This window comes from Hydrogenophaga sp. (assembly GCF_030373225.1).
GTDB lineage: Bacteria > Pseudomonadota > Gammaproteobacteria > Burkholderiales > Burkholderiaceae_C > Hydrogenophaga.
On sequence record NZ_JAUCZG010000016.1, the window covers coordinates 61,775 to 87,743 of the forward strand.

General features: G+C 68.5%; 23 protein-coding genes and 1 tRNA gene. 11 read left to right on the forward strand and 13 right to left on the reverse strand.

The window, feature by feature from the left end; all coding sequences use genetic code 11:
• Positions 1-61: 61 nt before the first annotated feature.
• Complete coding sequence (locus QUV35_RS10955) at positions 62-730, reverse strand: c-type cytochrome (protein WP_300873597.1); 669 nt, start codon at positions 728-730, stop codon at positions 62-64.
• Between the two features lie 182 nt (positions 731-912).
• On the opposite strand from QUV35_RS10955, the gene QUV35_RS10960 reads away from it, so the two are divergent.
• From QUV35_RS10960 to QUV35_RS10990, 7 genes are all read left to right on the forward strand, one after another.
• Positions 913-1,755: a MoxR family ATPase gene (locus QUV35_RS10960; RefSeq protein WP_300873599.1), complete on the forward strand. Its 843-nt coding sequence runs from the start codon at positions 913-915 to the stop codon at positions 1,753-1,755.
• A gap of 11 nt (positions 1,756-1,766) precedes the next feature.
• Positions 1,767-2,360 (forward strand): GNAT family protein, encoded by a 594-nt coding sequence (locus QUV35_RS10965; protein ID WP_300873601.1) that lies wholly within the window; start codon positions 1,767-1,769, stop codon positions 2,358-2,360.
• Between the two features lie 14 nt (positions 2,361-2,374).
• The gene (locus QUV35_RS10970; RefSeq protein ID WP_300873603.1) at positions 2,375-3,562 is read left to right on the forward strand and encodes a VWA domain-containing protein; all 1,188 of its coding nucleotides are present in this window, start codon (positions 2,375-2,377) and stop codon (positions 3,560-3,562) included.
• 4 nt (positions 3,563-3,566) lie between these two features.
• On the forward strand, positions 3,567-5,615 hold the full coding sequence (locus QUV35_RS10975; protein ID WP_300873605.1) for a BamA/TamA family outer membrane protein: 2,049 nt from the start codon (positions 3,567-3,569) through the stop codon (positions 5,613-5,615).
• A gap of 7 nt (positions 5,616-5,622) precedes the next feature.
• Positions 5,623-9,726 carry a translocation/assembly module TamB domain-containing protein gene (locus tag QUV35_RS10980; RefSeq protein WP_300873607.1) on the forward strand — a complete coding sequence of 1,368 codons (4,104 nt, stop codon included), beginning with the start codon at positions 5,623-5,625 and terminating at the stop codon, positions 9,724-9,726.
• A 53-nt stretch (positions 9,727-9,779) separates the two neighbouring features.
• Positions 9,780-9,854 (forward strand) — tRNA-Arg (locus tag QUV35_RS10985).
• A gap of 262 nt (positions 9,855-10,116) precedes the next feature.
• Positions 10,117-10,548, forward strand: coding sequence for a VOC family protein (locus QUV35_RS10990; RefSeq protein WP_300873609.1), 432 nt, complete (start codon positions 10,117-10,119; stop codon positions 10,546-10,548).
• A gap of 37 nt (positions 10,549-10,585) precedes the next feature.
• Here the strand turns inward: QUV35_RS10990 and QUV35_RS10995 are convergent, their stop codons facing one another.
• On the reverse strand, positions 10,586-12,193 hold the full coding sequence (locus tag QUV35_RS10995) for an iron ABC transporter permease (protein ID WP_300873611.1): 1,608 nt from the start codon (positions 12,191-12,193) through the stop codon (positions 10,586-10,588).
• Positions 12,194-12,331: 138 nt separating this feature from the next.
• On the opposite strand from QUV35_RS10995, the gene QUV35_RS11000 reads away from it, so the two are divergent.
• Positions 12,332-13,450: an ABC transporter ATP-binding protein gene (locus QUV35_RS11000; RefSeq protein ID WP_300873613.1), complete on the forward strand. Its 1,119-nt coding sequence runs from the start codon at positions 12,332-12,334 to the stop codon at positions 13,448-13,450.
• Positions 13,451-13,490: 40 nt separating this feature from the next.
• On the opposite strand, the gene QUV35_RS11005 is transcribed toward QUV35_RS11000, so the two are convergent.
• Positions 13,491-13,970 carry a copper chaperone PCu(A)C gene (locus QUV35_RS11005; RefSeq protein ID WP_300873615.1) on the reverse strand — a complete coding sequence of 160 codons (480 nt, stop codon included), beginning with the start codon at positions 13,968-13,970 and terminating at the stop codon, positions 13,491-13,493.
• Positions 13,971-14,087: 117 nt separating this feature from the next.
• The gene (locus QUV35_RS11010; protein WP_300873617.1) at positions 14,088-14,477 is read right to left on the reverse strand and encodes a DUF2946 family protein; all 390 of its coding nucleotides are present in this window, start codon (positions 14,475-14,477) and stop codon (positions 14,088-14,090) included.
• 98 nt (positions 14,478-14,575) lie between these two features.
• Between QUV35_RS11010 and QUV35_RS11015 the strand changes: the two genes are divergently transcribed.
• Positions 14,576-15,220 (forward strand): glutathione S-transferase, encoded by a 645-nt coding sequence (locus tag QUV35_RS11015; protein WP_300873619.1) that lies wholly within the window; start codon positions 14,576-14,578, stop codon positions 15,218-15,220.
• On the opposite strand, the gene QUV35_RS11020 is transcribed toward QUV35_RS11015, so the two are convergent.
• The 6 genes from QUV35_RS11020 to QUV35_RS11045 form a co-directional block, all read right to left on the reverse strand.
• Positions 15,221-15,964 (reverse strand): 1-acyl-sn-glycerol-3-phosphate acyltransferase, encoded by a 744-nt coding sequence (locus QUV35_RS11020; protein WP_300873621.1) that lies wholly within the window; start codon positions 15,962-15,964, stop codon positions 15,221-15,223. It abuts the gene before it with no gap.
• Entirely contained in the window at positions 15,961-17,304 is a 1,344-nt protein-coding gene (locus QUV35_RS11025; protein WP_300873623.1) for a dihydroorotase, read from the reverse strand. Before QUV35_RS11025 ends, QUV35_RS11020 begins: the two co-directional genes overlap by 4 nt.
• A 267-nt stretch (positions 17,305-17,571) precedes the next feature.
• Positions 17,572-18,534 (reverse strand): aspartate carbamoyltransferase catalytic subunit, encoded by a 963-nt coding sequence (locus QUV35_RS11030; protein WP_300873660.1) that lies wholly within the window; start codon positions 18,532-18,534, stop codon positions 17,572-17,574.
• Positions 18,531-19,049, reverse strand: a complete 519-nt coding sequence (pyrR, locus tag QUV35_RS11035) for a bifunctional pyr operon transcriptional regulator/uracil phosphoribosyltransferase PyrR (RefSeq protein ID WP_300873626.1) — start codon at positions 19,047-19,049, stop codon at positions 18,531-18,533. The genes QUV35_RS11030 and pyrR overlap by 4 nt, the downstream gene beginning before the upstream one ends.
• Positions 19,046-19,420, reverse strand: coding sequence for a Holliday junction resolvase RuvX (ruvX, locus tag QUV35_RS11040; RefSeq protein WP_300873628.1), 375 nt, complete (start codon positions 19,418-19,420; stop codon positions 19,046-19,048). The genes pyrR and ruvX overlap by 4 nt, the downstream gene beginning before the upstream one ends.
• 101 nt (positions 19,421-19,521) lie before the next feature.
• Positions 19,522-20,109, reverse strand: a complete 588-nt coding sequence (locus QUV35_RS11045) for a YqgE/AlgH family protein (protein WP_300873630.1) — start codon at positions 20,107-20,109, stop codon at positions 19,522-19,524.
• A gap of 76 nt (positions 20,110-20,185) precedes the next feature.
• Between QUV35_RS11045 and QUV35_RS11050 the strand changes: the two genes are divergently transcribed.
• Positions 20,186-21,706 carry a deoxyribodipyrimidine photo-lyase gene (locus tag QUV35_RS11050; RefSeq protein WP_300873632.1) on the forward strand — a complete coding sequence of 507 codons (1,521 nt, stop codon included), beginning with the start codon at positions 20,186-20,188 and terminating at the stop codon, positions 21,704-21,706.
• Positions 21,707-21,714: 8 nt separating this feature from the next.
• Here QUV35_RS11050 and tldD read toward each other — a convergent pair whose 3' ends face one another.
• From tldD to rodA, 3 genes are read right to left on the reverse strand one after another with little or no spacing between them, the layout of a single operon-like run.
• Positions 21,715-23,175 (reverse strand): metalloprotease TldD, encoded by a 1,461-nt coding sequence (gene tldD, locus QUV35_RS11055; RefSeq protein ID WP_300873634.1) that lies wholly within the window; start codon positions 23,173-23,175, stop codon positions 21,715-21,717.
• Positions 23,176-23,213: 38 nt separating this feature from the next.
• Entirely contained in the window at positions 23,214-24,101 is an 888-nt protein-coding gene (locus QUV35_RS11060) for an NAD(P)-dependent oxidoreductase (RefSeq protein ID WP_300873636.1), read from the reverse strand.
• The gene (gene rodA / locus QUV35_RS11065) at positions 24,098-25,252 is read right to left on the reverse strand and encodes a rod shape-determining protein RodA (RefSeq protein ID WP_300873638.1); all 1,155 of its coding nucleotides are present in this window, start codon (positions 25,250-25,252) and stop codon (positions 24,098-24,100) included. Before rodA ends, QUV35_RS11060 begins: the two co-directional genes overlap by 4 nt.
• Before the next feature lie 22 nt (positions 25,253-25,274).
• Here rodA and QUV35_RS11070 point away from each other — a divergent pair, with 22 nt between their 5' ends.
• The gene (locus tag QUV35_RS11070) at positions 25,275-25,883 is read left to right on the forward strand and encodes a YqiA/YcfP family alpha/beta fold hydrolase (RefSeq protein ID WP_300873640.1); all 609 of its coding nucleotides are present in this window, start codon (positions 25,275-25,277) and stop codon (positions 25,881-25,883) included.
• Positions 25,884-25,969 lie beyond the last annotated feature (86 nt).

A 25,969-nucleotide genomic window follows, 5' to 3' on the forward strand; every position in this document is an offset into this window, starting at 1 on the left:
CTTTGTCCCCGGAAAGCAAAAAGCCGCTCGGTGAGCGGCTTTTTCGCTGGGCAGTCGGCGCTTACTTGAAGCGTGGCTGCGGCACCACCTTCATTTCGCCTTCCAGCGAACCGAGGTACTTCGCGATCTCGCGCATTTCAGCGGTGGAATACTGCTTGGCGATGCCGGCCATGATGCCGTTGGAGCGGCCCACCACCGGATTGCCTTCGACCGTGTAGGCCTTGAGCGCGAAGAAGAGGTAATCGGCATGCTGGCCGGCCAGCTTCGGATAGCTCGGGTCGATCGGTTTGCTGAAGTTCGCACCGTGGCAGGAAGCGCAGGCCCCTTTTTCAATCAGGGCGGCGGCGGTGGTGCTGGCCGTGCGGGGCGTGTCGGGCGCGGCCTTGTCGGCGTGCGATGCGTAGTAGGCACCCAGGTCGGCCATGTCCTGCTCGCTGAGAGAGCCGGCGATGCCGCGCATGGTGGGGTGCTTGCGGTCGCCCTTCTTGTAGGCGTTGAGCGCCGAAACGATGTAGGCCCCGGTCTGGCCCGAGATCATCGGCACCTTGTGGATTTCGGGAAAGCTGTTCTGGTAACCCACGATGCCGTGGCAACCGATGCACATGTCGGCTTTTTTCTGTCCGGCGGCCACGTCACCGGTCAAGGCCTGGGCATGAACCGAGAAAGCGGCTGCGCAAAGCGTCGCAGCGGTGACAAGGGCGCGGGTGGTCGAAGACAGCAGTGAGGTCATTTTGCAAGCACAATGAATGAGTCAGCGGGGGAAAATCAACGGCTGATTATATAGACCGGTTGCGGCACGCTTTCCCTCGAAAACCCCCGGCGGTGCGAGCCCTGCAGAGCTGCTGCCCGCAGCCGCGGGGCGGGAGCACCCGGGCAGCCGCCCCTTGTTCAACCCTTCCAGCAGAACAACCCATGAAATTCCAAGGTTCCGAGAACTACGTCGCCACGCAGGACCTGATGCTGGCGGTCAATGCCGCCATCACGCTCAAGCGTCCGCTGCTCGTGAAGGGCGAGCCGGGCACCGGCAAGACCATGCTGGCCGAAGAGGTCTCCACCGCCCTCAAGCTGCCGCTGCTGCAGTGGCACATCAAGAGCACCACCAAGGCCCAGCAGGGCCTGTACGAATACGACGCGGTGAGCCGCCTGCGCGACAGCCAGCTGGGTGAGGAGAAGGTCAAGGACATCCACAACTACATCCTCAAGGGTGTGCTGTGGCAGGCCTTCACCGCCGACGAACCGGTGGCGCTGCTGATCGACGAGATCGACAAGGCCGACATCGAATTCCCGAACGACCTGCTGCGCGAACTCGACCGCATGGAGTTCTATTGCTACGAGACGCGCGAACTGGTGCGCGCCAGGCACCGCCCGCTGGTGTTCATCACCTCGAACAACGAGAAGGAACTGCCCGACGCTTTTCTGCGCCGCTGCTTTTTCCACTACATCAAGTTCCCGGACGCCGAGACCATGCAGCGCATCGTCGACGTGCACTTCCCCAGCCTGAAGAAGGAACTGCTGGCCGCAGCCATGAAGACCTTCTACGACGTGCGCAACCTGCCCGGACTGAAGAAGAAGCCCAGCACCTCCGAGCTGCTCGACTGGCTCAAGCTGCTCATGGCCGAGGACATCCCGCTCGAAGCCCTGCAAAGCGCCGACAGCAAGGTCAGCATCCCGCCGCTGGTGGGCGCGCTGCTGAAAAATGAACAAGACACCACCTTGTTCGAGAAGCTGGTCTTCATGAACCAAAGGAACCGTTGAACGGGTTCGCCATGTCGTTCGTTCAACCCGTCACCCTCCGCTCCAACGGCATTGCCCTGCTTCCGCTGTCGCTGGACCACGAGGACGGCCTGCGCGCTGCGGCAGCCGACGGTGAACTGTGGAGGCTGCGGGTCACCTCGGTGCCCGAGCCCTTTGAGACGCGCGGTTACATCGAAACGGCGCTGACGATGCGCAGCGAAGGCCACCGTTTCGCCTTTGCGGTCACGGAAGAGGCCACCGGCCGGGTGCTTGGCAGCACCAGCTTCCACGACATCCTGCCGGCGGTCAAACGCGTGGAGATCGGCTACACCTGGTACGCAAAAAGCGTGCAGCGCAGCCATGTGAACACCACCTGCAAGCTGCTCATGATGGGACACGCCTTCGACACGCTGGGCTGCCACGTGGTGGGCTGGCGCACCGACAACTACAACGTTGCCTCGCAACAGGCCATCGAGCGGCTGGGCGCGAAAAAGGACGGCGTGATCCGTGGCCACGCGCTGCGCCGCGACGGGACCATCCGCGACACGGTGATGTACAGCATGCGTTCTGGTGAGTGGCCGGAGGCGCGTGCCCAGCTGGTGTACCTGAGTGGCCTTCACACCTGAGACCGGGAGCCCCCATGCTGATCGACTTCTTCTACACCCTGCGTTCGGCCAAGCTGCCGGTCTCGGTCAAGGAATACCTGATGCTGCTGGAGGCCTTGCAGGCCGACGTGGTCGGGCCACGCAACCCCGATGCCTGCAGCATGGACGACTTCTACTTCCTGGCGCGCACCGCGCTGGTGAAGGACGAGAAGCACTACGACAAGTTCGACCGCGCCTTTGCCGCCTATTTCAAGGGCGTGGAGATGATCGCGGACTTCACCAAGCCGATCCCCGCCGACTGGCTGCGCCAGGAGATGGAGCGCATCCTCTCCGATGAGCAGAAGGCGAATGCACCCAGGATGGACTGGGACGAACTGATGGAGACGCTCAGGAAACGGCTGGAGGAGCAAAAGGAGCGCCACGAGGGCGGCAGCAAATGGATCGGCACCGGCGGCACCTCGCCGTTCGGCAACAGCGGGCAGAACCCGCAAGGGGTTCGCATCGGTGGCAAGGGTGGCAACAAGAGCGGCGTGAAGGTTTGGGAGCAGCGCGCCTACCGCGACTACGACGACACGCAGGAGCTGGGCACACGCAACATCAAGGTGGCGTTGCGCCGCCTGCGCAAGTTCGCGCGCGAAGGCAACGAGTTCGAACTGGACCTGCCCGACACCATCCGCGCCACCGCGGCCAACGCCGGCTACCTCGACATCAAGATGATCCCGGAGCGGCACAACAACGTGAAGGTGCTGCTGCTCATGGACGTGGGCGGCACGATGGACGAACACATCCAGCGCGTGGAGGAACTGTTCTCGGCCGTCAAGGGCGAGTTCAAGCACCTGGACTTCTACTACTTCCACAACTGTGTCTACGACTTCATGTGGAAGAACAACCGCCGCCGCTATGCCGAGAAGTTCCCCACCTGGGACATCATCCGCAAGTACAACAAGGACTACAAACTGATCTTCGTGGGCGACGCGACCATGAGTCCTTACGAAATATTGCAACCCGGCGGCAGCGTGGAATACAACAACGAGGAGGCCGGCGCCGAGTGGCTGCAGCGCCTCACGCACGCTTTTCCCAAGTACGCATGGATCAACCCGGAACCTCAGGGCGTGTGGCAGTATCGACAGAGCATCAGCGTGATCCAGCAACTCATGAGCCAGCGCATGTTCCCGCTGACCTTGAAGGGGCTGGAAGACACGATGAGATTGCTCTCGAAATAACTGAATGACCCGTCTTGTTCCGGGCTCCGCCCCCAGGGCGGGGTCGTTTGTGCTTTTCCTTGCGTTGTTGTGCCCACCGGCTGCACAGGCGCAAGCCGTGGTGGCGCCCGCCGCAGCCACGGCCAGTCCGCTGCAGGACGCCGTGGATGCGGCCGAAGCCGACACGCCGGCCGCACCCGCCGCCCGCGACCGAACCACACCGCGCACACCCCGACCGCCGGCAGCGCCCCGTTTCGAGATCGACCTGCAGGCGCCCGACGAGGTGCGTGAATTCCTGCTGCGCCACCTGGAGTTGCAGCGCTTTCGGCTGCTGCGCAACCTCGATGCCAATGAACTCGACCGGCTGCTGGCCGCGGCACCCGCCAACCTGCGCGAATTGCTTGCCACCCTGGGCCATTTCTCACCGGTGGTGGACGTCATCGGGCCGCCGGCCCTGACCGCGGCCGCCGATGCGGCGGCAAGCAACGACACATCGGGCAGCCGGCCCCTGGGAACCGTGACCATCCGCGTGTCGCCCGGTCCCGTCACCCGCGTGGCCACGGTCAATGTTTCGTTCGTCGGCGACATCGCCACCGCACCCGAGGCGGCCGGGCAGCGCGAGGCGATCCAGTTCGAGGTGCGGCTGATGCAGGGCCTGCCTTTCTCGCAGACCGACTGGGACCGCACCAAGGACGCGGCCCTGCGTGCCCTGATCGCGCGGCGCTATCCCGCCGGCCGGGTGCAGAACAGCCTGGCCGACATCGACGCCGACAACCGCCAGGCCAACCTCTACATCGAGCTCGATTCGGGCCGCGCGATGCGCATGGGCGACGTGATGGTCGAGGGCGCGCAGCGCTACGACAAGACCACGGTCGAGCGCCTGGTGCGACTGGCGGGTGTGGTGCCCGGCAGCGACTACGACCTGGCGCAACTTCAGGCGGCGCAACAGCGCCTGATCGAGAGTGGGTACTACGACTCGGCCTTCGTGTTCGTGGAGCCCAGCATGGACGGCGAATCCCTGCCGGTGAAGGTGCAGCTGCGCGAGAGCCTGCGGCAGAAACTCGTGCTGGGCGTGGGCGGCAGCACCGACAGCGGCGCGCGCCTGTCGATCGAGCACACGCACCACAGCGTGCCCGGCATCGGCTGGCGTGCGGTGAGTGCGCTCAAGGTCGAACGCGTGGACCAGCTCCTGAGCACCGACTGGAGCTCTCCGCCCAGCAACGATGGCTGGCGCTGGATCGCGGGCGGGCGCCTGCTGCAGGAGCAGGACGACTTCAACATCACCACCAGCCAGCGGCTGCGCGCCGGCCAGTCGCAGGACGGCATTGAGTACGACCGCAGTTTCTATCTGCAATACGACCGCGCCAGCGTCTTCAACGAAGCCACGCAGACCCTGCGCACCGCCGAGGCCAACTCATCGATCACCGCCAACTACGCCTGGACGCGGCGCCGCTTCGACGATCCGATATCGCCCCACGCCGGCCACGGTCTGGCGGTGGAGCTCGGTGCGGGCTACACATTGGGCACGACACGCTTGCCGTTTGCCCGCACGCGGGCGCGCTGGCTGGGCTACTGGCCGCTGGGCGACCGCTCGCCGCCGCCCGAGCCCAAGCCCGGTGAAGCGCGGGACTTGAACGTGTCGACCACGCGCACCAACCAGGGCCGCCTGGCGTTGCGCGTGGAAGGCGGCGCGGTGCTGGCCAAACGCAGCGCCGCCATCCCCGACACGCAGCTGTTCCTCACCGGCGGCGACGCCACCGTGCGCGGCTACGGCTTGCGCGACATCGGCGTTCCCCAGGCGGACGGCAGCGTGCTGCCGGGTCGCTTCAAGGGCGTGGTCAGCCTGGAATGGCAGCGCCCGATCTTCAATGCCGACGGCCGCTCACCGGTGGAGAGCGTGCTGTTCATCGACGGCGGCGCCGTGGCCGACCGCGCGGGCGACCTCAAACCCCTGTGGGGCGTGGGCACCGGCGTGCGCTACAACAGCCCGGTGGGCCCGCTGCAGCTCGACCTGGCTTATGGGCTGGAGACGAAACGCCTGCGTTTGCACCTCAACGTCGGCTTCACCTTCTGACGGCTGCATGAACGCCGAGACCACCCCCCGGCAACACCCGACGCGCACGCGCGGCGGCTGGCGCAGGGTCGCGCTCTGGCTGCCCGCGGGGTTGCTGGGGGTGTTGCTGTCGGTCCCCATCGCGGCCTGGGTATGGGCCGGCACGGAGGGTTCGCTCGCCCGGGCCATCGGCTGGGGCCAGGCTTACATGGTCAAGCAGGGTCAGAGCGCCGGCACGCTCGGCGTGGCCGAGGTGCGGGGCAGCCTGCGCAACGGCGGCGAGATCGGACGGCTGCAGTGGCAACGCGACGAACTCATCGTGCAGGCCACCGGCGTGCGCATCGCGCTGGACAACCGCTTCTGGTGGGACGCCCTGCTCGCGCGCGGCCTGCGCTTCTCGCCATTCGACATCGGCCGCCTGCAGATCACCGACCGCCGCCCGCCCACGCCGGTGGAGCCGCTGCAGCCGATCACCCTGCCGATGGCCATCACCCTGCCCTGGTCGGTCGGTGAGCTGGTGCTCGACGGCAAGCAGGAACTCTCGCTCAGCGGCCTCGAAGGCCAGTACCGCTACCGCCCGGCCGACAGCCTGTGGAACCTGGGTGTGGCCGACGCCCACCAGCTCGATCTGGAAAACCTCCAGGTGGCCGGCGGGCGGTACCGGATCCAGGCCGTGCTGGGCGCGCAGGCCCCGATGCCGCTGCGGGTGGACGCGCAGGGCGAGGTCAAGGCCACCGTGCCCGGCGGCGAAGACCTGGTGCTCAAGGCAATGGCCCAGGTGACCGGCCAGCTGGCCGAATCCGACGCGGCGCTCGACGCCACGGCCAGCCTCACCACCCGCACCGCCAGCGCCAGCGACACCCCGGTGCTCGATGCCGCCGCGCGCATCCGCCCCTGGAAAACCCAGCCCATCGAATCGGCGAACGCGCGCATGAGCCGCCTCGACCTCGCGGCGCTCTGGCCGCAGGCGCCGATGACCGAGCTCAGCGGCACGGTGCAGGCGCAGCCCGACGGTGGCGCCTGGCGCGCGCAAGTGCGCCTGACCAATGCGGTGCCGGGCCCCGCCGACCAGCAACGCCTGCCGCTGCAAAGCCTGCAGGCCGATCTGGAGCAGCGCGGTGCGCGCTGGACACTCTCCAACCTCGACGCCCGGCTCGGCGGTGGCCGTGTCCAGGGCCAGGCCTGGCGCCAGGCAGCGGCCTCGCCCCTGGGCGACTTCCAGGGCGAGTTGACCGCCAGCGGCATCAATCCCGCCGCGCTGTGGAGCAGCATCGCGCCGGCGGCGCTGGACGGCAGCTTCTCAGCGCGCGCGGTGAACGCCGACTCGACCAGACCGGCGATCGACATCAGCGCGGTGGTGAAACCGTCGGGCACCCAGCCCAGGGCCGGCCAGCTGGCCGGCCTGCGCCTGCGCGACCTGAACCTGCAGGGCCGCTGGACGCCCTCCCCCGACAACGCCGCGCTGGGTGTGCTGGACCTGCGCACGCTCGGCGCCGGCCTGGCCGAAGCGACGCTGCAGGGCCAGGGCCAGCTCGACGTGGGCGCGCGCAGTTTCGACGGGCGCCTGGCGCTCACGCTGCCCGGTGCCGAGGGCGACTGGCAAGGCCGCGCGGCCCACGCCCAGGGCAAGGGCGCGTTCAAGCTCGTGCTGGACGACGCCGCGCGCGTGCTCGTCTGGTTGAAAAGCCTGCAGTCCCTGCCCGTGGTCGGCCCGCTGCTGCGCGCCCGGCTCGAGGCGCAGCCCGGGCTGCAGATCGAAGGCAGCGCGCGGCTGGACGCCACATGGACCGGCGGTCTGGGCGTGCTCGGTTACCCGCCACCGCTCAGCGGTGCCACCACCGCCACGCCACCGCGCGTGCAGGCCCGCCTGCAGGCCCCGCGTCTGGTGATCACGCGCGGCGCGCCCGCCCGCGCGGCCGACCCGGCCACCGGGGCCGACGCGGTGGTCGGCACGCTGCAAACGCTGTCCCTGTCCAGGCTGAACCTGCAGGCCGGGGGCCTGCCCCACCAGCTCGACATCAGCGCCACCGGCCAGGCCGAACAAGGCCCCTGGCGCGGCACGCTCGACACCCAGGGCCGGCTGCAGCTGGGCACGGCCCGACAGCCCGACATCGACAGCGGGCGGCTGGACCTGTCCCGCCTGCAACTGCGTGCCAGCGACAACGCGCGCAAGGACCGCGTGGTCGACTGGACACTGCAGGCCGCGACCGCCATCGGTCTGCGCTGGACAGACGCCCGAAGCGCCATCGACCTGCAGGCCGACGCGGGACAGCTGCGCCTGCAACCCACGTTCAACAACCGGGCTGGCGGCGCAGCGGTCGCCACCCCGGCCACCACCACGCCCATGTCCCTGGCCTGGGACCAGTTCGCCTGGCAGCAGGGCGCACTGCTCACGCGCGGGCGTCTCACAGGCCTGCCGCTCTCGTGGATCGACGCGCTGACCACCGCCGAGGGAGCCAGGGCAGGCCCGTTGAGCCAGGCCGGCCTGGGCGGCGACGTGGTGTTCGACGGCGGTTGGGACCTGTTCCTGCCGGCGGACGCCGCCACGCCGCCGCGCCTGAGCGCCCAGCTGCAGCACCGCACGGGCGACCTCTCGGTGCAGACCGACGGTGCGTTCGATGAAAACACCCGCTCCACCCAGCGCCTGCAAACCGGCATCAAGGAGGCGCGCCTGAGCGTGAGCACGCAGGGCGCGAACGTGCAGGCCAGCCTGCGCTGGGACAGCGAGCGACTCGGCCAGGCCAGCGCCGAACTCGGCACCACGCTGAGTCCACCCGGGGCTGAGCAGACCGCCTGGCACTGGGCGAGCGACGCGCCGTTGCGCGGCACGATCACGGCCAACCTGCCGCAGGTGGGCGTGTGGTCGGCACTGGCTCCACCCGGCTGGCGCGTGCGCGGCACGCTGGCCGCCAGCGCCACGCTCGGCGGCACGCGCGCCGACCCGCTGTGGACCGGCAGCTTGCGGGCCGACCAGCTGGCCTTGCGCTCCATCGTCAACGGCATCTCGTTCTCGCGCGGTGAACTGCGCGCCACGCTGGCCGGCGAGCGCATCACCATCGACCGCTTTTATCTGCAGGGCCGCGGCGGCGCCGAGGCCGGCGGCACGCTGCTGGCCAGCGGCACCACCGAGTTCAAGCGCGTCACGGTGGACGGTTTGAGCCGGCGCCAGCCCACCATCAAGCTGCAGGCCACGGCCGACCGGCTTCGGGTGTCGTCCCGCGCCGACCGCCGGCTCACGCTCTCGGGCCAGCTGCAGGCCGAACTGGTGGGCACGGCGCTGCAGATCCGCGGTGCGCTCAAGGCGGATTCCGCCCTGTTCGTGCTGCCCGACGAGTCCACGCCCAGCCTGGGCGCCGACGTGGTGGTGCGGGGCACCGAGACACCGCTGGAGACCCCGGGCGCGTTTCGCGTGCAGCCCAACGTGCTGATCGACATCGACCTGGGCGAGGACTTCCAGGTCAGCGGCCAGGGCCTGCAGACCCGGCTGGCCGGCCAGATCAATGTGCGCAGCACACCCGAGCTGCCCACGCCCCGCGTGCTCGGTGATGTTCGCACCGTGCGCGGTTCGTACCGCGCCTACGGCCAGCAGCTCACCATTGAAAACGGCGTGCTGCGTTTCACCGGGCCGTACGACAACCCCACGCTGGACATCACCGCCGTGCGCCCCAACACCAGCCAGCGCGTGGGCGTGCAGATCAGCGGCACGGCGCAGTCACCGCGCGTGCGCCTGTTCTCGGACCCCGAGTTGCCCGACAGCGAAAAACTCGCCTGGCTGGTGCTCGGTCGCCCGGCCAGTGGTGCCGGCGCCGAAGCCGCGGTGCTGCAACAGGCCGCGCTGGCGCTGCTGGCGGGCCGCGACGGCCGGCTCGACGGCGGCCTGGCCGCCGCCCTGGGGCTGGACGAGGTGTCGTTCGCCGGCAGCGCCACCAACGCCGACGGCTCGGCCGCCTCGGCCGCGCTCACGCTGGGCAAGCGGCTGTCGAACAATCTGTACCTGAGCTACGAACGCAGCCTGGCCGGTGCGCTGGGCACGGTCAGCATCTTCTACGACGTCTCGCGCCGGCTGACCGTGAGGGCGCGAGCCGGCGAAGAAAACGCCATCGATCTGATCTTCACGATCCAGTACGACTAGGGGCGCGGGGCGGCTGGCGCCCAACCGCGCCCGTACAATGCGCTCTCGCTGTCGCGGCCATAGTTCAATGGATAGAACGGGCCCCTCCTAAGGGCCAGATAGGGGTTCGATTCCCTTTGGCCGCACCACCCGGCGCGCCCACCGCCCCGGCCCGGCGCCAGGCCCGGCCCGGCAGCACACCCACCACGATCCTGTTGAAAACCGCCACCGGCGCACGGGCGCGGATCGCTCCCCGCCGGTTCTGCAAGGCGAGACCGGTGTCCCACGGCAAGGACGACGGGGCTCGGGGCCTGTTCGCTGACGCGCGGCAGGCCATGGATGTCGAAAACGAACCGTCCCGATCGTCGTTGAAGGGCAAGCCCTGCCGTTCAACCCCCTTCAGGAGATCCCATGTCCGTTCAACTCTGTGCCTACCTGTCCTACAACGGCGACTGCGCGCAAGCCATGGCGTTTTACGCCCAGGTGCTGGGCGCCAGGCTCGAATCGCTCATCAGCTACGGCCAGATGCCCGCCGAATTGCCGGTGCCGCCCGAACACGCCGACCGCATCATGCACGCCTACCTCGTGCACGATGACTTCGCCATCATGGCCGGCGACACACCGCCCGGCGTGCCCCACACCGGCATCCACGGCTGCATGCTGGCCATCACCTACCCCACGGTGGCGCAGGCCACGCGCGTGTTCAACGCGCTGGCGGAAGGGGGCAAAGTGGGCATGCCGCTGGGCGAGACGTTCTGGGCCGACACCTTCGGCATGGTGACCGACCGCTTCGGCACACCCTGGGGCGTCAACGGTGGACCACGGGAGATGGGCCGGTCTTGAAGCAAGCTCAGCCCGGCGCGCAGCCCGTGCGGCCCGCTCAGCGCTGTCGCAAGGTCCGGCTCAGCAGGATCACCGGCACCAGGCCCACCAGCACCAGCGCGAGCGCGGGCAATGCCGCTTCACCCAGCCGCTCATCGCGCGCGAGCTGGTAGGTCACCACCGCCAGCGTGTCGCTGTTGAAGGGACGCAGCACCAGCGTGGCGGGCAGTTCCTTCATCACGTCCACGAACACCAGCAGCGCGGCGGCGGCGGTGGAGCGTTTGAGCAGCGGCCAGTGCACACGCACGGCCAGCCCCACGCCGGTGGTGCCGAGCATGCGGGCCGAGTCGTCCAGGCTGGCCGGGATGCGCGCGTAGCCGCTCTGCAGCGACTGCAGGGCCACGGCCGTGAAGCGCACCAGGTAGGCCCAGACGATGCCCAGCGCGGTGGCGGTGACGAGGTAGCCCACGCTGGTGTCGGGCTGGACGGCCTGCAGCCAGCCCACCGGCAGCAGCAGGCCGACGACGATGACCGCCCCGGGCACCGCGTATCCCAGGCTGGCGAGCTGCACCACACCGCGCGTGATGCGGCCGGGCTGTGCCCGCACGGCAAAGGCCAGCGCCAGCGCGATCAGGGTGGCGAGCGCGGCCGACAGGCTGGCGAGCCGCACGCTGTTGCGCGACCACTGCACGAAGCCCGACCAGGGCAGTTCTTCCCAGCCACCCATGAGCGGACGCAGCATGAACAGCACCGGCAGCACAAAACCAAAGGCGATCGGCAAGGCGCACAGCGCCACCGCCAGCGCGGCCCGCCCGCCGTGCAGCTGCGCAGGCTGGGCCTCGCTGCTGCCGGCGCGCTGGCCGCGCAGGGTCGAGAAACGCATGCGGTGCTGTGCGCGGTGTTCCAGCCACAGCAGCAAGGCCACCACGGCCAGCAGCATGGTGGCGAGCTGGGCCGCGGCGGAGCGGTTGTCCATGGCCAGCCAGGCCTTGTAGATGCCGGCGGTGAAGGTCTGAACGCCGAAGTAGCTCACCACGCCGAAATCGGCCAGCGTTTCCATGAGCGCCAGCGCCACACCGGCGGCCACGGCGGGGCGTGCCAGCGGCAGCGCCACTTCGCGGATGCGCCGCGCCAGCGGTGCGCCCAGCAGACGCGCGGCTTCCATCAGCTGCGAGGCGCGCTCGGACAGCGCCGTGCGCGCCAGCAGGTACACATACGGGTAGAGCGAGAACGTGAACACCCAGACCGCACCGGGCGTGTTGCGGATTTCCGGGAACACGCGCCCGCTCAGGCCGAAGCTCTCGCGCATCCACACCTGCAGCGGGCCGCTGAACTGCAGGAAGTCGGTGTAGGCATAGGCCACCACATAGGCCGGCATGGCCAGCGGGAGCAGCAAGGCCCATTCGAAAAACCGCCGGCCCGGGAACTCGAACAAGGTCACCGCGCTGGCGGTGAGCATGCCCACCACCGCCACACCGACGGCCACCGCCAGACACAGCGCCAAGGTGGTCAGCGCGTACTCGGGCAACACCGTCCGGGCCATCTGGACGAGCACGTCGCGTGCCGCGGCGTCGAACTGGAACCACGAGCCGCCGAGCGACAGCACGGGTAGCGTGAGCAGACCGGCGAGCAGGATCAGGGGGGCAAGGGCCAACCAACGCAGCATGACAGGCAGAAAAAAGGGGAGGGAGAGGGAGAGGAAGGGCTGGGCGGGATGATGGCACGCGAGGCTGCCGCGTTCCTCGCGGGGCCTTTGATGCACATCAATGCAAATGAGAATTGTAGTTATCTACAATGCCCCACCATGTTCCTGAAAGTCTCCCAGCTCAGCGTGCGCTACCCCGGCCAGCCCCAGGCGGCGGTGGACGGTGTGACGCTGGGACTTCGCGCCGGTGAGATCGGCGTGCTGATCGGTCCCTCGGGCTGCGGCAAGACCACCCTGCTGCGCGCGGTGGCCGGCCTGGAGCACGCCAGCAGCGGCAGCATCACGCTCGAAGGCGAGAAGGTCAGCGACGGCACGCACCACATGCCGGCCGAGCAGCGGCGCATCGGCATGGTGTTCCAGGACTACGCCCTGTTTCCGCACCTCGACGTGGGCAAGAACATCGCCTTCGGCATTCACCGGCTGGCGCGCACCGAGCGCGATGCGCGCGTGGCCGAGGTGCTCAAGCTGGTTGGGCTGGACGGCATGCAGGCACGTTTCCCGCATGAGCTCTCGGGCGGGCAGCAGCAGCGCGTGGCGCTGGCCCGCGCGCTGGCACCACGCCCGCGCCTGTTGCTGCTGGACGAACCGTTTTCCAATCTCGACGTGGACCTGCGCGAGCGCCTGGCCCACGAGGTGCGCGGCATCCTCAAGGCCGCGGGCGCCACGGCGCTGTTCGTCACCCACGACCAGCTGGAGGCCTTTGCCATCGGCGACGTGATCGGCGTGATGCACGAAGGCCACCTGCACCAGTGGGAAGACGCCTACGCGCTCTACCACCGACCGGCCACGCGCTTCGTGGCCGAGTTCATCGGGCACGGCGTGTTCGCGCCGGCGCAGATCAGCCAGGTGGGCAACGATGTGTCGGTGCAGACGCCGCTGGGCGCGCTGCAGGACATGGACGAATGCCCGCTGCCCACGGCGTATGCCTCGGGCCTTTGTGATGTGCTGCTGCGCGCCGACGACATCGTGCACGACGACCATGCGCCGGTGAAGGCGCAGATCCTGCGCAAGGCCTTTCGCGGCTCCGAATTCCTCTACACGCTGCGACTGGCCAGCGGCGAGGTGCTGATGACGCACGTGCCTTCGCACCACAACCACGCGGTGGGCGAATGGATCGGCATCCGGGCCGAGGTGGACCACGTGGTCACCTTCGAGCGCGGATCGGGCGCCTCGAGCCCGCCCGCGCCGGGCGTGGTGCGGTCCGCCCCGGCGGCCTGAGGTCGCTCAAGCCGCCCGCGAGCGGCCCCGCAGCACCCCCTCAGGGCTTGTGCTGACCGTGGTTCGCGCCAGGCGAGGCGGCCATGTTGCCCAGGGGACGCGCCGTGGCCTTCACTTCCAGCGAGGTGCGCAGGCCGTCCTTGCCTTCAAGCACCAGCGTCACGGGCACCACATCGCCCGCCTTCACCGCCGCCTTCAGGTCCATCAGCATCACGTGGTAACCACCGGGCTTGAGCTCGACGGTCTTGCCCGCCGGCAAGGCCAGGGCGGGAATGGCGCGCATCTTCATCACGTCCTTGTCCATCGCCATTTCGTGGATCTCGACCACACCGGCAATGGGCGAGCTGGCCTGAACCACGCGGGTGTCGGCCTGGGCGGTGAGTTGCATGAAGGCGCCGGTGGCCTTCTGCTGGGCCACGGTGGCGCGGACCCAGGCGTCCTTGACTTCAACCGGGGCAGGCGTTTGCGCCCAGGCGCTCGCGGTGAGTGACAACAAGGTGGCAACGATGACTTTTTTCATGGGGACTCCAGAGGGATTGGGGGGAATGAAAAACGGGCCTGCTGGCGACAGGCGCGCGCAGCGGGACAGGGAAAACCACGGCAGACCCGCACCGGCCGAAGCCGGGGTCTGGCCCGCTCAGGCGAGCGGTGGGGCGCGCGATTGCGCCGTCGACCACACCGCACAGGGCAGGATCGACGAGAAATTCCAGCCAGGCCTGGCGCCTGGCTCGTTCGTGGTCAGGCTCGTGGCGGCATGGACCGGGGGCAGGTTGCCTGCCCCTTGAAGCAGACACCAGGCGCAGGAAGACGCGTCCATGAGGCCCGGAGCGTGATCGGTACCCGCCGGCTCGGCAGGACCATCGAGCTGCACCCACACCACCCCGGTGGTGCTGCACACCTCCACCCAGCCCTGGCTGCCCGATCCGGCCACGGCGGCCTGCGCCAGCGTGGGCGCGAGCGCGCCCCAGAGCATGGCCAGCAGGGCCAGCCAGGCAGCGAGTCGGCGAGTGGGACGGTGGGTTGGCATGTCGGACGAGTTTATCAGCGGCTCGCGTCAACTGCGGGACGCCCGGGACATCCCCCGCGCGAATACGATGCACGCACCCCCCAACAACGGAGACCCCCATGCTCACACTCTGCGGCTTCTCGGCCAGCAACTACTACAACAAGGTCAAGCTCGCCCTGCTTGAAAAAGGGGTGGCCTTCGAGGAGGAACTGGCCTGGGTCGGCCAGACGGACAAGGCCGCCAGCCCGCTGGGCAAGGTGCCGTACCTGAAGACGGATGCGGGCCCGCTGTCCGAGTCCACCGTGCTGCTGGAATACATCGAGGACGCCTACCCGGCGCACCCGCTCATGCCGGCCGATGCGTTCGCCAAAGGCAAGGTGCGCGAGATCGTGCGTTACCTCGAACTGCACCTGGAGCTGGTGGCGCGCAACCTGTATGGCGAAGCGTTCTTCGGTGGCAAGGTGAGCGATGCCGCCAAGGAAAAAACCGGCGAACAGCTGACCAAAAACGTGGCGGCATTTGCCCAGCTGGTGAAGTTTTCCCCCTTCATTGCCGGCGATACCTTCACCCTGGCCGATTGCGCCGCCGCCGTGCACCTGCCGCTGGTGAGCAGCGCGACCAAGATCATTTACGGCCGCGACTGCCTGGCCGAGCTGCCGGTGCGCGACTACTTGAAACTGCTGGGTGAACGCCCCACCGTGCAGCGGGTCAACGCCGACCGCAAGACCAACACCGAGCTGATGCTCCAGCGCGCCAAAGGCTGATCAGGCCGTCGGTTCGCACAGGCGAGCGACCTCGGCGCGCAAGTCCAGCGCCCAGGTGCGCCGGTCGCGCCCATGCGGCAGTTGCGGCTCGCCGTAGCGCACCCGGGCCTGCACGCCGTCGCCACACAGCGTGGCCCAGACAGAGGCCACCAGCGTGGTGTCGCCGATGAAGAGCGGACCATCGTGCCGGCCACCGCGGATGCTGTCGACAAAACCCAGCGCCAGCGGCAGCACCGGCGCATTGGCCGTGATCGCGGCCTGCAACAGGTTGGCGTGAAACGGCAGCAGGGTGCGGCCATCGCTGGTGGTGCCCTCGGGAAACACGGTGAGGATGTCTCCCGCGCGCAGGCGCTCGGCCATGTGGTGCACCACCCGCATGGCATCGCGCCGGCTTTCGCGTTCGATGTAGAGCGTGCCGGCACCGGTGATGAGCGAGCCGAGCAGCGGCCAGGTTTTCACGTCGGCCTTGGAGACGAAACGGCTGGGGTGGGCCGCATTGAGCACCAGGATGTCGAGCCAGGAAATGTGGTTGGAGACCATCAGCAGCGGACCGTGCGCGGGCGGTGCGCCCTCCACCACCAGTTCAACGCCCACGATGCCGAGCATCTGGCGCGACCAGGCGCTCACCAGCAGCCCGGTCTGGGGCGCAGAGAGTCGGCCGAACTCGGTACGGATGATCCACAGGCCACGCACCACGTGGCCCACGGCGCGCAGGGCGCGCCAGGACGCGCGCAGCCGGTTCACACCGTGCGGTTCCGTTCGGTGTCCGGCGCATGGTGCGCCACCTGTCCGCCCACCAGCGTGGCGCGCACGCGGGTGGGCAACTCGTGCCCGCCGAAGGGCGTGTGCTTGCCCTGGCTGCGCAAGGCGTCGGCCTGCACCGTCCAGCTCGCGTTCGGGTCGAAGATGCACAGGTCGGCCACACCGCCCACCGCCACGCGGCCCACGCTGGCCTGCAGGGTGCCCAGGCTCGCTCCCAGCACCGACTGCGGGCCGCTGGTGAGCACGGCCAGCGCCTGCATCAGGCCCAGGCCCTCCTGCTGTGCCCAGGTGCAGGCCAGGCCGAGCAGCAGTTCCACCGCGGTGGCGCCGGGCTCGGCCTCGGCAAACGGCAGCGTCTTGGCGTCGCTGTCGACCGGGTTGTGGTCGGACACCAACGCGTCGATGGTGCCGTCGGCCAGACCGGCACGCAGCGCATCACGGTCGCGCTGCTGGCGCACCGGGGGTTGCAGCCGCAGGCGGCTGTCGTAATAGCCGATGTCGATGTCGGTCAGGTGCAGGTTGTGCACGCTCACATCGCAGGTGACCGGCAGGCCCTCGGCCTTGGCCTGGCGCAGCAGCGCCAGCCCGGCGGCGCTGCTGATGCGGCACAGGTGCACGCGCGCGTTCGCGCTGCCCGGCGTCTTGCCCTGGGTGGCGCGCATGAGTTCAAACAGCGTGTGCAGCGCGATGGTTTCGGCCGCTGCCGTAATGCCGGCCAGACCCAGGCGCGTGGCCAGCGGACCGCTGGCGGCCACGCCTTTGCCGAGCCAGAAGTCCTGCGGTCGCAGCCACACGGTGTAGCCGAAGGTGGCGGCGTACTGCAGCGCGCGCTGCAGCACCTGCACGTTGACGATCGGCACCTCGGCCTGCCCGAAACCGATGCAGCCCGATTCGGTGAGCTCGGCCATTTCGGTGAGCACCTCGCCTTGCAGGCCACGGGTGAGTGCGCCCAGCGGAAACACGCGCGCCAGATGCAGTTTTTCGGCGCGGAACTTGAGCATGTCCACCAGCCCCGGTTCGTCGAGCACCGGATCGGTGTCGGGCGGGCAGACCAGCGAGGTCACGCCGCCGGCCACGGCCGCGGCCATTTCGCTCTCGAGCATGCCGGCGTGCTCCTGGCCGGGTTCGCGCAGGCGAACCGCGAGGTCCACCAGACCGGGCGCCACCACGCAGCCGGTGGCGTCGATGGTTCGGTTGGGGTGGAAGTCGGGCGCCACGCTGCCGATGGCGATGATGCGGCCGGCGGCAATGGCCACATCGGCCAACTCGTCGCGGCCGGTGGCCGGGTCCATGACACGGCCGTTCTGGATCAGGATCTTCATGTCGTTACCTTGTTGTGCCAGGTTTCGCCGCCGGGCCGCCCCAAGGCGAAACGTGCCCCCTCGGGGGGCAGCGACCCTCGCAGCGGTGGAGCGTGGGGGTCAAAGGTTTCGCCGCCGGGCCGCCCCAAGGCGAAACGTGCCCCCTCGGGGGGCAGCGACCCTCGCAGCGGTGGAGCGTGGGGGTCAAAGGTTTCGCCGCCGGGCCGCCCCAAGGCGAAACGTGCCCCCTCGGGGGGCAGCGACCCGCGCAGCGGTGGAGCGTGGGGGTCAGGCCTCATTGCTGGCAACGATGGACATCACGGCCATGCGCACCGCGATGCCGTAGGTGACCTGCGGCAGGATCACGCTCTGCGGTCCGTCCACCACCGCCGAGTCGATCTCCACGCCGCGGTTGATCGGCCCCGGGTGCATCACGATCGCGTCCGGCTTCGCCCAGCGCATGCGCTCGGGCGTGAGGCCGAAGCTCTTGAAGTACTCCTGGCTCGAGGGCAGCAGCGCGCCGCTCATGCGCTCGTTCTGCAAGCGCAGCGTGATCACCACGTCGCAGTCCTTGATGCCCTCTTCCAGCGTGTGGCACACGCGCACGCCCATCTGCGAGAGGTCACTGGGCACCAGGGTGCGCGGGCCGACCACGCGCACGTCGGGGCAGCCCAGCGTGGTGAGGGCGTGGATGTCCGAGCGCGCCACGCGCGAGTGCAGCACGTCGCCGACGATGGCCACCGAGAGCCGGGTGAAATCCTGCTTGTAGTGACGGATGGTGTACATGTCGAGCAGCCCCTGGGTGGGGTGCGCGTGGCGCCCGTCGCCGGCGTTGATCACGTGCACGTGCGGGGCCACATGCTGCGCAATCAGGTAGGGCGCGCCCGACTCGCTGTGGCGCACGACGAAGATGTCGGCCGCCATGGCGCTGAGGTTGGCGATGGTGTCGAGCAACGACTCGCCCTTGGCGGTGGAGCTGCGCGCGATGTCGAGGTTGATCACATCGGCGCTGAGGCGCGTGGCCGCGATCTCGAAGGTGGTGCGCGTGCGCGTGCTGTTCTCGAAGAACAGGTTGAACACGCTCTTTCCCCGCAGCAGCGGCACCTTCTTCACCTCGCGGTTGCTCACGCTCACGAAATTGGCGGCGGTGTCCAGGATCTGCGTGAGGATGTCGCGCGAGAGGCCCTCGGTGGAGAGCAGGTGGATCAGTTCACCGTTCTTGTTGAGCTGGGGATTGCGTCGCACGGTCAGGCCTTTTTGGATTCGAGCACGAAGCTCAGGCGCCCGGCATCGTCGCGCGCCAGTTCGAGCAACTGGTCGTCGGCCAGGGTCACGCGCGCCGCGCACACAGTGGCTTCGATCGGCAGCTCGCGTCCGCCCCGGTCGACCAGCACCGCCAGGCGAACGCTGGCCGGGCGGCCGTAGTCGAACAATTCGTTGATCACCGCGCGCAGCGTGCGCCCGGTGTAGAGCACGTCGTCGACCAGCAGCACGTGCGCGCCGTTCACGTCGAAGGGCAACACCGTTTGAGCACTGGTGGCGAGACCGCGCTGCGCGAAATCGTCGCGGTGCATGCTCGACGAGATCACACCGGCGTCGCCCGGCAGGCCGAGGTCGCGCTGCAGGCGCTCGGCGAGCCAGGCGCCGCCGGAGGTGATGCCGGCGAGCAAGGTGCCTTGTGGCGGCGCAGCCACCAGTTTCTTCACGCCGGCCAGCAACTCGCTGTACAGCGCCTCGGCATCGGGCAGGTGGGACGGCGATGTCAAGGCAGGCTCCTCAAGAATTGTTCCAGGATGATGCAGGCCGACGCGGCGTCGGCATCTTTGGCGCCCAGGCTGTGGGCTTCGGTGGTGCTGTAACGCTCGTCCACCTCGAACACCGGCAGGCCGTGACGGCCGCGCAGCTGCCTGGCAAATTTCAGCGCACGCGCGGTGTTCTCGTGGGGTGCGCCGTCGGGGTGGCAAGGCACGCCGACCACCAGGGCATCGGGTTGCCACTCTTTCAGGCGCTGCGCGATCAAGGGAAAGCGCGCGTCACCTTCGGCGGCAATGGTGGCCTGCGGCGTGGCGCTGCGGGTGATGCGGTTGCCCGTGGCCACGCCGGTGCGTTTGAGTCCGAAGTCGAACGCCAGAAACATCTGGCAATGCGCCGGGACTTCGATCGAAGAAGTGACCGGGCCGGCCCCGCCCCCTCGGGGGGCAGCGACCCGCGAAGCGGCGGAGCGTGGGGGTTCCACCACTATGCGTGCCCCGCGTCTGGGGAAAGCATCCACGGCTGCAGGCCGAGCAAGGCCATCGCGCGTTCATAACGTTCGGCCACGGGCGCGTCAAAAATGACGGCAGGGTCGGCTTCCACGGTGAGCCAGCTGTTTTCGGTGATCTCCGATTCGAGCTGGCCCTGACCCCACGAGGCATACCCGAGCGACACGAACACCCGGCGCGGGCCGGCGCCCGAAGCCATGGCTTCCAGCACGTCCTTCGAGGTGGTCATCTCCAGGCCGCCTGGAATGGACAGGGTGGACGCATACACCGACTCGCCCTCGCCCGACACCGCCTCGTGCAGCACGAAGCCGCGCTCGGTCTGCACAGGGCCGCCCTGGAACACCGGCAACTCCAGCAGGTCGTCGCGGCCCATGGGCAGGTCGACCTTCTCGAACAGGCGGGGCAGCAGGATGTCGCTGGGCTTGTTGATCACCAGACCGAGGGCCCCACGTTCGCTGTGCTCGCACATGAACACCACGCTGCGGCCAAATAGCTCGTCGCTGAGGCCGGGCATCGCAATCAGGAAATGATTGGTCAGGTTGATGGGGGCAAAATCAGCTGGCATCCGCGGATTTTAAGCGGCTTGCCTCGTGCCCTCCGGCCGCCTGCGGCCATCTCCCCAGCGCCCTCCAACCGCCAGCATGAACACCTACGACAAAGGCCTGATGTGGTTCCGGCGCGACCTGCGCGCCGAGGACAACGCGGCGCTGCACCACGCACTCAAGGTCTGCCGGCAGGTCTGGTGCGTGTTCGTGTTCGACACCGACATCCTCGATGCGCTGCTGGAGCGGGGACTGGTGGCCGACCGGCGGGTGGAGTTCATCCGCGAATCGCTGGTGGAGCTGGACGCTTCACTGCGCGCGCTCGGACGCGACAACGGCACGGCGGGCGTGGGCCTGATCGTGCTGCACGGGCCGGCGATCCAGCGGGTGACGGCGCTGGCACAGCAGCTGGCGGTGCAGGCGGTTTTTGCCAACCACGACGACGAACCCGCTGCGCTGGCACGCGATGCCCAGGTGCTCGGCGCCCTCGCGCACGCCGGCATCATGCTGCACAGCCACAAGGACCATGTGGTCTTCGAGCGGCGCGAGGTGCTCACGCAGGCCGGGCACGCGTTTGGCGTGTTCACGCCCTACAAGAACGCCTGGCTCAAGGCACTCACGCCCTCGCAACTGAAACCCCATGCGGTGGCGGCCCACGCCGGCACGCTGGCCAGCGTGCCCGAGGCACTGGCAAGGCCGATGCCCACGCTGGCCGACCTGGGTTTCGAGACCACCAACCTCGGCCAGCTGCCCCTGCCCACGGGAACGAGCGGGGCCCACCGCCTGTTTGAGGACTTTGTCGAACGCATCGAGCGCTACGACGAGACGCGCAACTTCCCCGCGGTCAAAGGCCCGAGCTACCTGAGCGTGCACCTGCGCTTTGGAACCATCTCGATCCGCCACCTGGCCTCGGTGGCCTACCAGATGCACCTGCAGGGCTTGTCGGGGGCGAGCACCTGGCTGTCCGAGCTGATCTGGCGCGATTTCTACCACCAGGTGATGGCCAACTTCCCGCACGTGGTGGAGAAGGCCTTCAAGCCCGAGTACGACCACATCAGGTTCGATCACGGCAAACAGGCCAGGGAGCTGTTCGCCGCCTGGTGCGAGGGCCGCACCGGGTACCCGCTGGTGGACGCGGCCATGCACCAGATCAACCAGACCGGCTACATGCACAACCGACTGCGCATGGTGGTGGCGAGTTTTCTGGTGAAGGACCTCGGCATCCACTGGCAATGGGGCGAGCGCTACTTCGCCGACAAGCTGATCGACTTCGACCTGGCCGCCAACAACGGCGGCTGGCAGTGGGCCAGCTCCAGCGGTTGCGACGCACAACCCTATTTCCGCATCTTCAACCCGGTGAGCCAGAGCGAGAAGTTCGACCCGCAGGCCAGGTTCATCCGGCGCTATGTGCCCGAACTCGCCGGTCTGCCGGATGCGGCGATTCACGCGCCGTGGCGGGCCAACGAGATCGAGCTGCTGGGCGCCGGCGTGGAGCTGGGCAGGACCTACCCGCACCCGGTGGTGGACCACGCGGTGGCGCGTGAGCAGACCTTGCTGCGTTATGCCGTCGTCAAGAAACCCGGCAAGACGCCGGCACCGGGCCTGGCGTCAAGCGCCTGAGCAGACCCTCAGGCGGTGCCACCCACGGTGAGGCCGTCGATGCGCAGCGTGGGCTGGCCCACGCCCACGGGCACGCTCTGGCCTTCCTTGCCGCACGTGCCCACACCGCTGTCGAGCTTCATGTCGTTGCCGATCATGCTCACGCGCGTCAGCGAGTCGGGGCCGTTGCCCACCAGCGTCGCGCCCTTCACCGGGTACTGGATCTGGCCGTTTTCCACCCAGTAGGCCTGGCTGGCAGAAAACACGAACTTGCCCGAGGTGATATCGACCTGGCCGCCACCGAAGTTGGTGGCGTACAAGCCCTTCTTGATGCTGGCCACGATTTCCTCGGGCGCCTTGTCGCCACCGAGCATGTAGGTGTTGGTCATGCGCGGCATCGGCACGTGGGCGTAGCTCTCGCGCCGCCCGTTGCCGGTGGCCTTCACGCCCATCAGGCGTGCATTCATCGAATCCTGGATGTAGCCGCGCAGGATGCCGTCTTCGATCAGCACGTTTTTCTGCGAGGTGTGGCCTTCGTCGTCCACGTTGAGCGAACCGCGCCGGTCGGCAATGGTGCCGTCGTCCAGCACGGTCACGCCCCTGGCCGCCACGCGCTGGCCGATGCGTCCGGCAAAGGCGCTGCTGCCCTTGCGGTTGAAGTCGCCCTCCAGACCATGACCCACGGCTTCGTGCAGCAGGATGCCGGGCCAGCCCGAGCCCAGCACCACCACCATCTCGCCGGCCGGCGCAGGGCGCGCGTCGAGGTTGGTCAAGGCATAGGACACAGCCTCGTCCACATACGACTGCACCATCTCGTCATCAAAGTAGGCCAGGCCGTAACGGCCGCCACCACCTGAAGAGCCCACCTCGCGGCGGCCCGATTGTTCTGCGATCACGGTGACCGAGAGCCGGATCAGCGGGCGCACGTCGGCCGCCAGCGTGCCGTCGGCGCGCGCCACCAGCACCACGTCGTGCTCGGCGGCCAGACCGGCCATCACCTGCACCACGCGCGGGTCCCTGGCCTTGGCCAGTTTCTCCACCCGCTCGAGCAGCGCCACCTTGGCCGTGCTGTCGAGCGTGCCGATCGGGTCGACGCCGCCGTAGAGCGAGCGCGATCTGGCCACTTTCGAAGCGGGCGTCTTCACCTTCTTCGACTGGCCCTGGCCGGAGATGCTGCGCACCGTGTGCGCCGCGTCCAGCAGCGACGCCCAGGAAAGGTCGTCGGAATAGGCAAACGCGGTCTTCTCGCCACTGACCGCGCGCACGCCCACGCCCTGGTCGATGCTGAAGCTGCCGGTCTTGACGATGCCCTCTTCCAGGCTCCAGCCCTCGCTGCGGGTGGTCTGGAAATACAGGTCGGCATCGTCCACACCGTGCGACATGATCTCGCCCAGCGCGCGTTGCAAATGCAGGGGCGTGAGGCCAAACGGTTCGAGGAGCAGGCTTTGGGCGGTGGCCAGGCGGGCCAGGGTGGGTTCGCGTGAAATCATCCAACCATTGTAAGAACCACCCGCTGCGCGCGCTGGTGTCAGGGTCTTGGGGAGTGCCGGCGCAGGAACGAGAGCAGCGCGGCGTCGTCCAGATCGGCCATGCCCGCCTCACTGGCCGCCTTGAACACCCCGGCCGCGCTGGCACCCAGCGGACCCTCGAAGCCGACGCTGCGCGCCGCCGCCAACGCCAGTCGGGTGTCCTTCTCGAGCAGGGTCACATGGGCGCGTGGCGCCAGGTCGCCGTCGATCGCGCGGCGCATGCGGTCCGAGCCGATCCAGCTCTGTCCGCTGGAGTGTTCGATCACCTCCAGCGTGGTGTGCAGGTCCAGCCCCATGCGTTCGGCCAGCGCCAGCACCTCGGCCGCGCCCACCAGGTTGATGCCGGCGAGCAGGTTGTTGACCAGCTTGGTGCGCGCACCGTCGCCCACGCGTTCGCTAACCCGCATCACCTGCAGCGACAGGGCCGACAGCAAGGCGGCATGTCGCTCCAGCACGGCGCCAGGTGCTGCGACCATCAGGCTCATGCGGCCATCGCGTGCGCGCTGCGGGCCTCCCGACATGGGCGCATCGATGCAGTCAACCGCCTGGCTGGCCAGCCGCTCGGCGATGGCCACGGTGTCTTCGGGTGCGATGGTCGGGCACAGCAGCACGGCCTGCCCGGCCCGCAGACCGGCCGCGGCGCCCTGCTCGCCCCACAGCACCTCGCGGCACTGCGCGGCGTCGACCACCACGATCACGAGCACGCCCGCAGGACCCAGTTGTGCCACGGCCGACAGCGGTGAGTCGGCCAGGCTGGCGCCGGCGGCCAGAGCCTGCTGCTGGCGCAGCGGGTCGATGTCGCACACCGTCACTGGCCAGTGCGCCTCGCACAGGCGCTCAACCAGGGCGCCGCCCATGTTGCCCGCACCGATGAAGGCGACCGTCATGACTGCATGAAACGCCGCGACTTGGCGATCGACATGAGCATGCCCAACCCCACGCCCATGGTCACCATGGCGGTGCCGCCGTAACTCACGAACGGCAGGGGAACGCCCACCACCGGCAGGATGCCGCTGACCATGCCCATGTTGACGAAGGCATAGACAAAGATGTTGAGCGTGAGGGCGCCTGCGAGCAGGCGCGAGAACAGCGTGGGGGCCTCCATGGCGATGACCAGTCCGCGCACGATCAGGAAGATGAAGCCGGCCATCAGGGCCAGCGTGCCGACCAGACCGAACTCTTCGGAGAACGCGGCGTAGATGAAGTCGGTGGTGCGCTCGGGAATGAATTCAAGGTGCGTCTGCGTGCCCTGCATGAAGCCCTTGCCCCAGACGCCGCCGGAGCCGATGGCGATCATGCCCTGGATGATGTGAAAACCCTTGCCCAGCGGGTCCTTGGACGGGTCGAGCAGCGTGCAGACGCGCTGGCGCTGGTACTCGCGCAGCACATGCCAGTCCACGTCGGGTGCGCACAGCTGCGGCTCGAACAAGATCAGCAGCACGATGCCCACCGACCCGAGGATCACCGGTGGCAGGATCAGTTTCCAGCTCAGTCCGGCGAAGAAGATCACGAACAGGCCGGACGAGAGCACCAGCAGCGAGGTGCCGAGGTCGGGCTGCTTGAGCACCAGCGCCACCGGCAGCACCAGCAGCAGGCCGGCGGCAGCAAAGTCCAGCGGCTTGAGCTGGCCTTCACGGCGGTGGAACCACCAGGCGAGCATGAGCGGCATGGCGATCTTCATCAGCTCGCTGGGCTGGATCACCATGCCGACATTCAGCCAGCGCTGCGATCCCTTGCGTTCGATGCCGAAAAACTCCACGCCCAGCAGCAGCAACACCCCCATCGTGTAGGCGGGCAGCGCCAGGCTCATGAGCCGGTGTGGCGGGATCTGGGCCACCAGAAACAGCACGGCCGCCGCGATCATCATGTTGCGGCCATGGGAGGCAAACCGTGTGCCGTGGTCGAAGCCGACCGAATACATGGTCAACAGTCCCGCGCCCGCCATGACCAGGATGGCCAGCAGCAGCGGCAGGTCGAAGCCCAGAAAAATCGGGGCGACGCGCTGCAGCAGGGAGGGTTTATCGAAGACGGCGGACATCAGCGCGGATTATCCTTCGCCGATGCGCCCGGCCACCACCCACCTGCTCTATCTCCACGGCTTTCGCTCGTCGCCGCAATCCATGAAAGCGCAAAAGGTGGCCGCCCGGGTGCAGGCCGATCACCCGGGCGTGACCTGGTGGTGCCCGCAGCTGCCGCCCTCACCGCGTGAGGCGATGGCGCTGGTGGTGCAGGGCACGGCCAGCTGGCCGCGCGAGCGCATGGCGGTGGTGGGTTCCTCGCTGGGCGGCTTCTACGCTCGCTGGTTCTCGCTGCAAACCGGCTGCCCTGCGGTGCTGCTGAACCCGGCTCCGTTTCCGGCGCGCGATCTTTCGGCTTACATCGGCGAGCAGACAGCGTGGCACGACGCCCAGGAACGTTTCTTTTTCCAGCCCGGCTTTGTGGACGAGTTGCGGACGCAGCAGGCCGACATCGAGCGGCTGGCGGCCCGCCAGCCCACCACGCCCGAACGTTTGTTCGCCATCATTTCCAAGGGCGATGAAGTGCTGGACTGGCGGGAAATGCAGGCCTTCTGCGCCGGCGGCACGGTGCGCCTGCTCGAAGGCAGCGACCACGCCATCAGCGACTTCGACGACCACATCGAAGCTCTCTTCACTTTCCTGAACCTGTAGCGCCCCCAAGCTCCACCGCTGGGCGGTGGCACACCGGGCCAGCCGCCGGGCCGCCCCAAGGCAGGCCCAGCCCCCTCGGGGGGCAG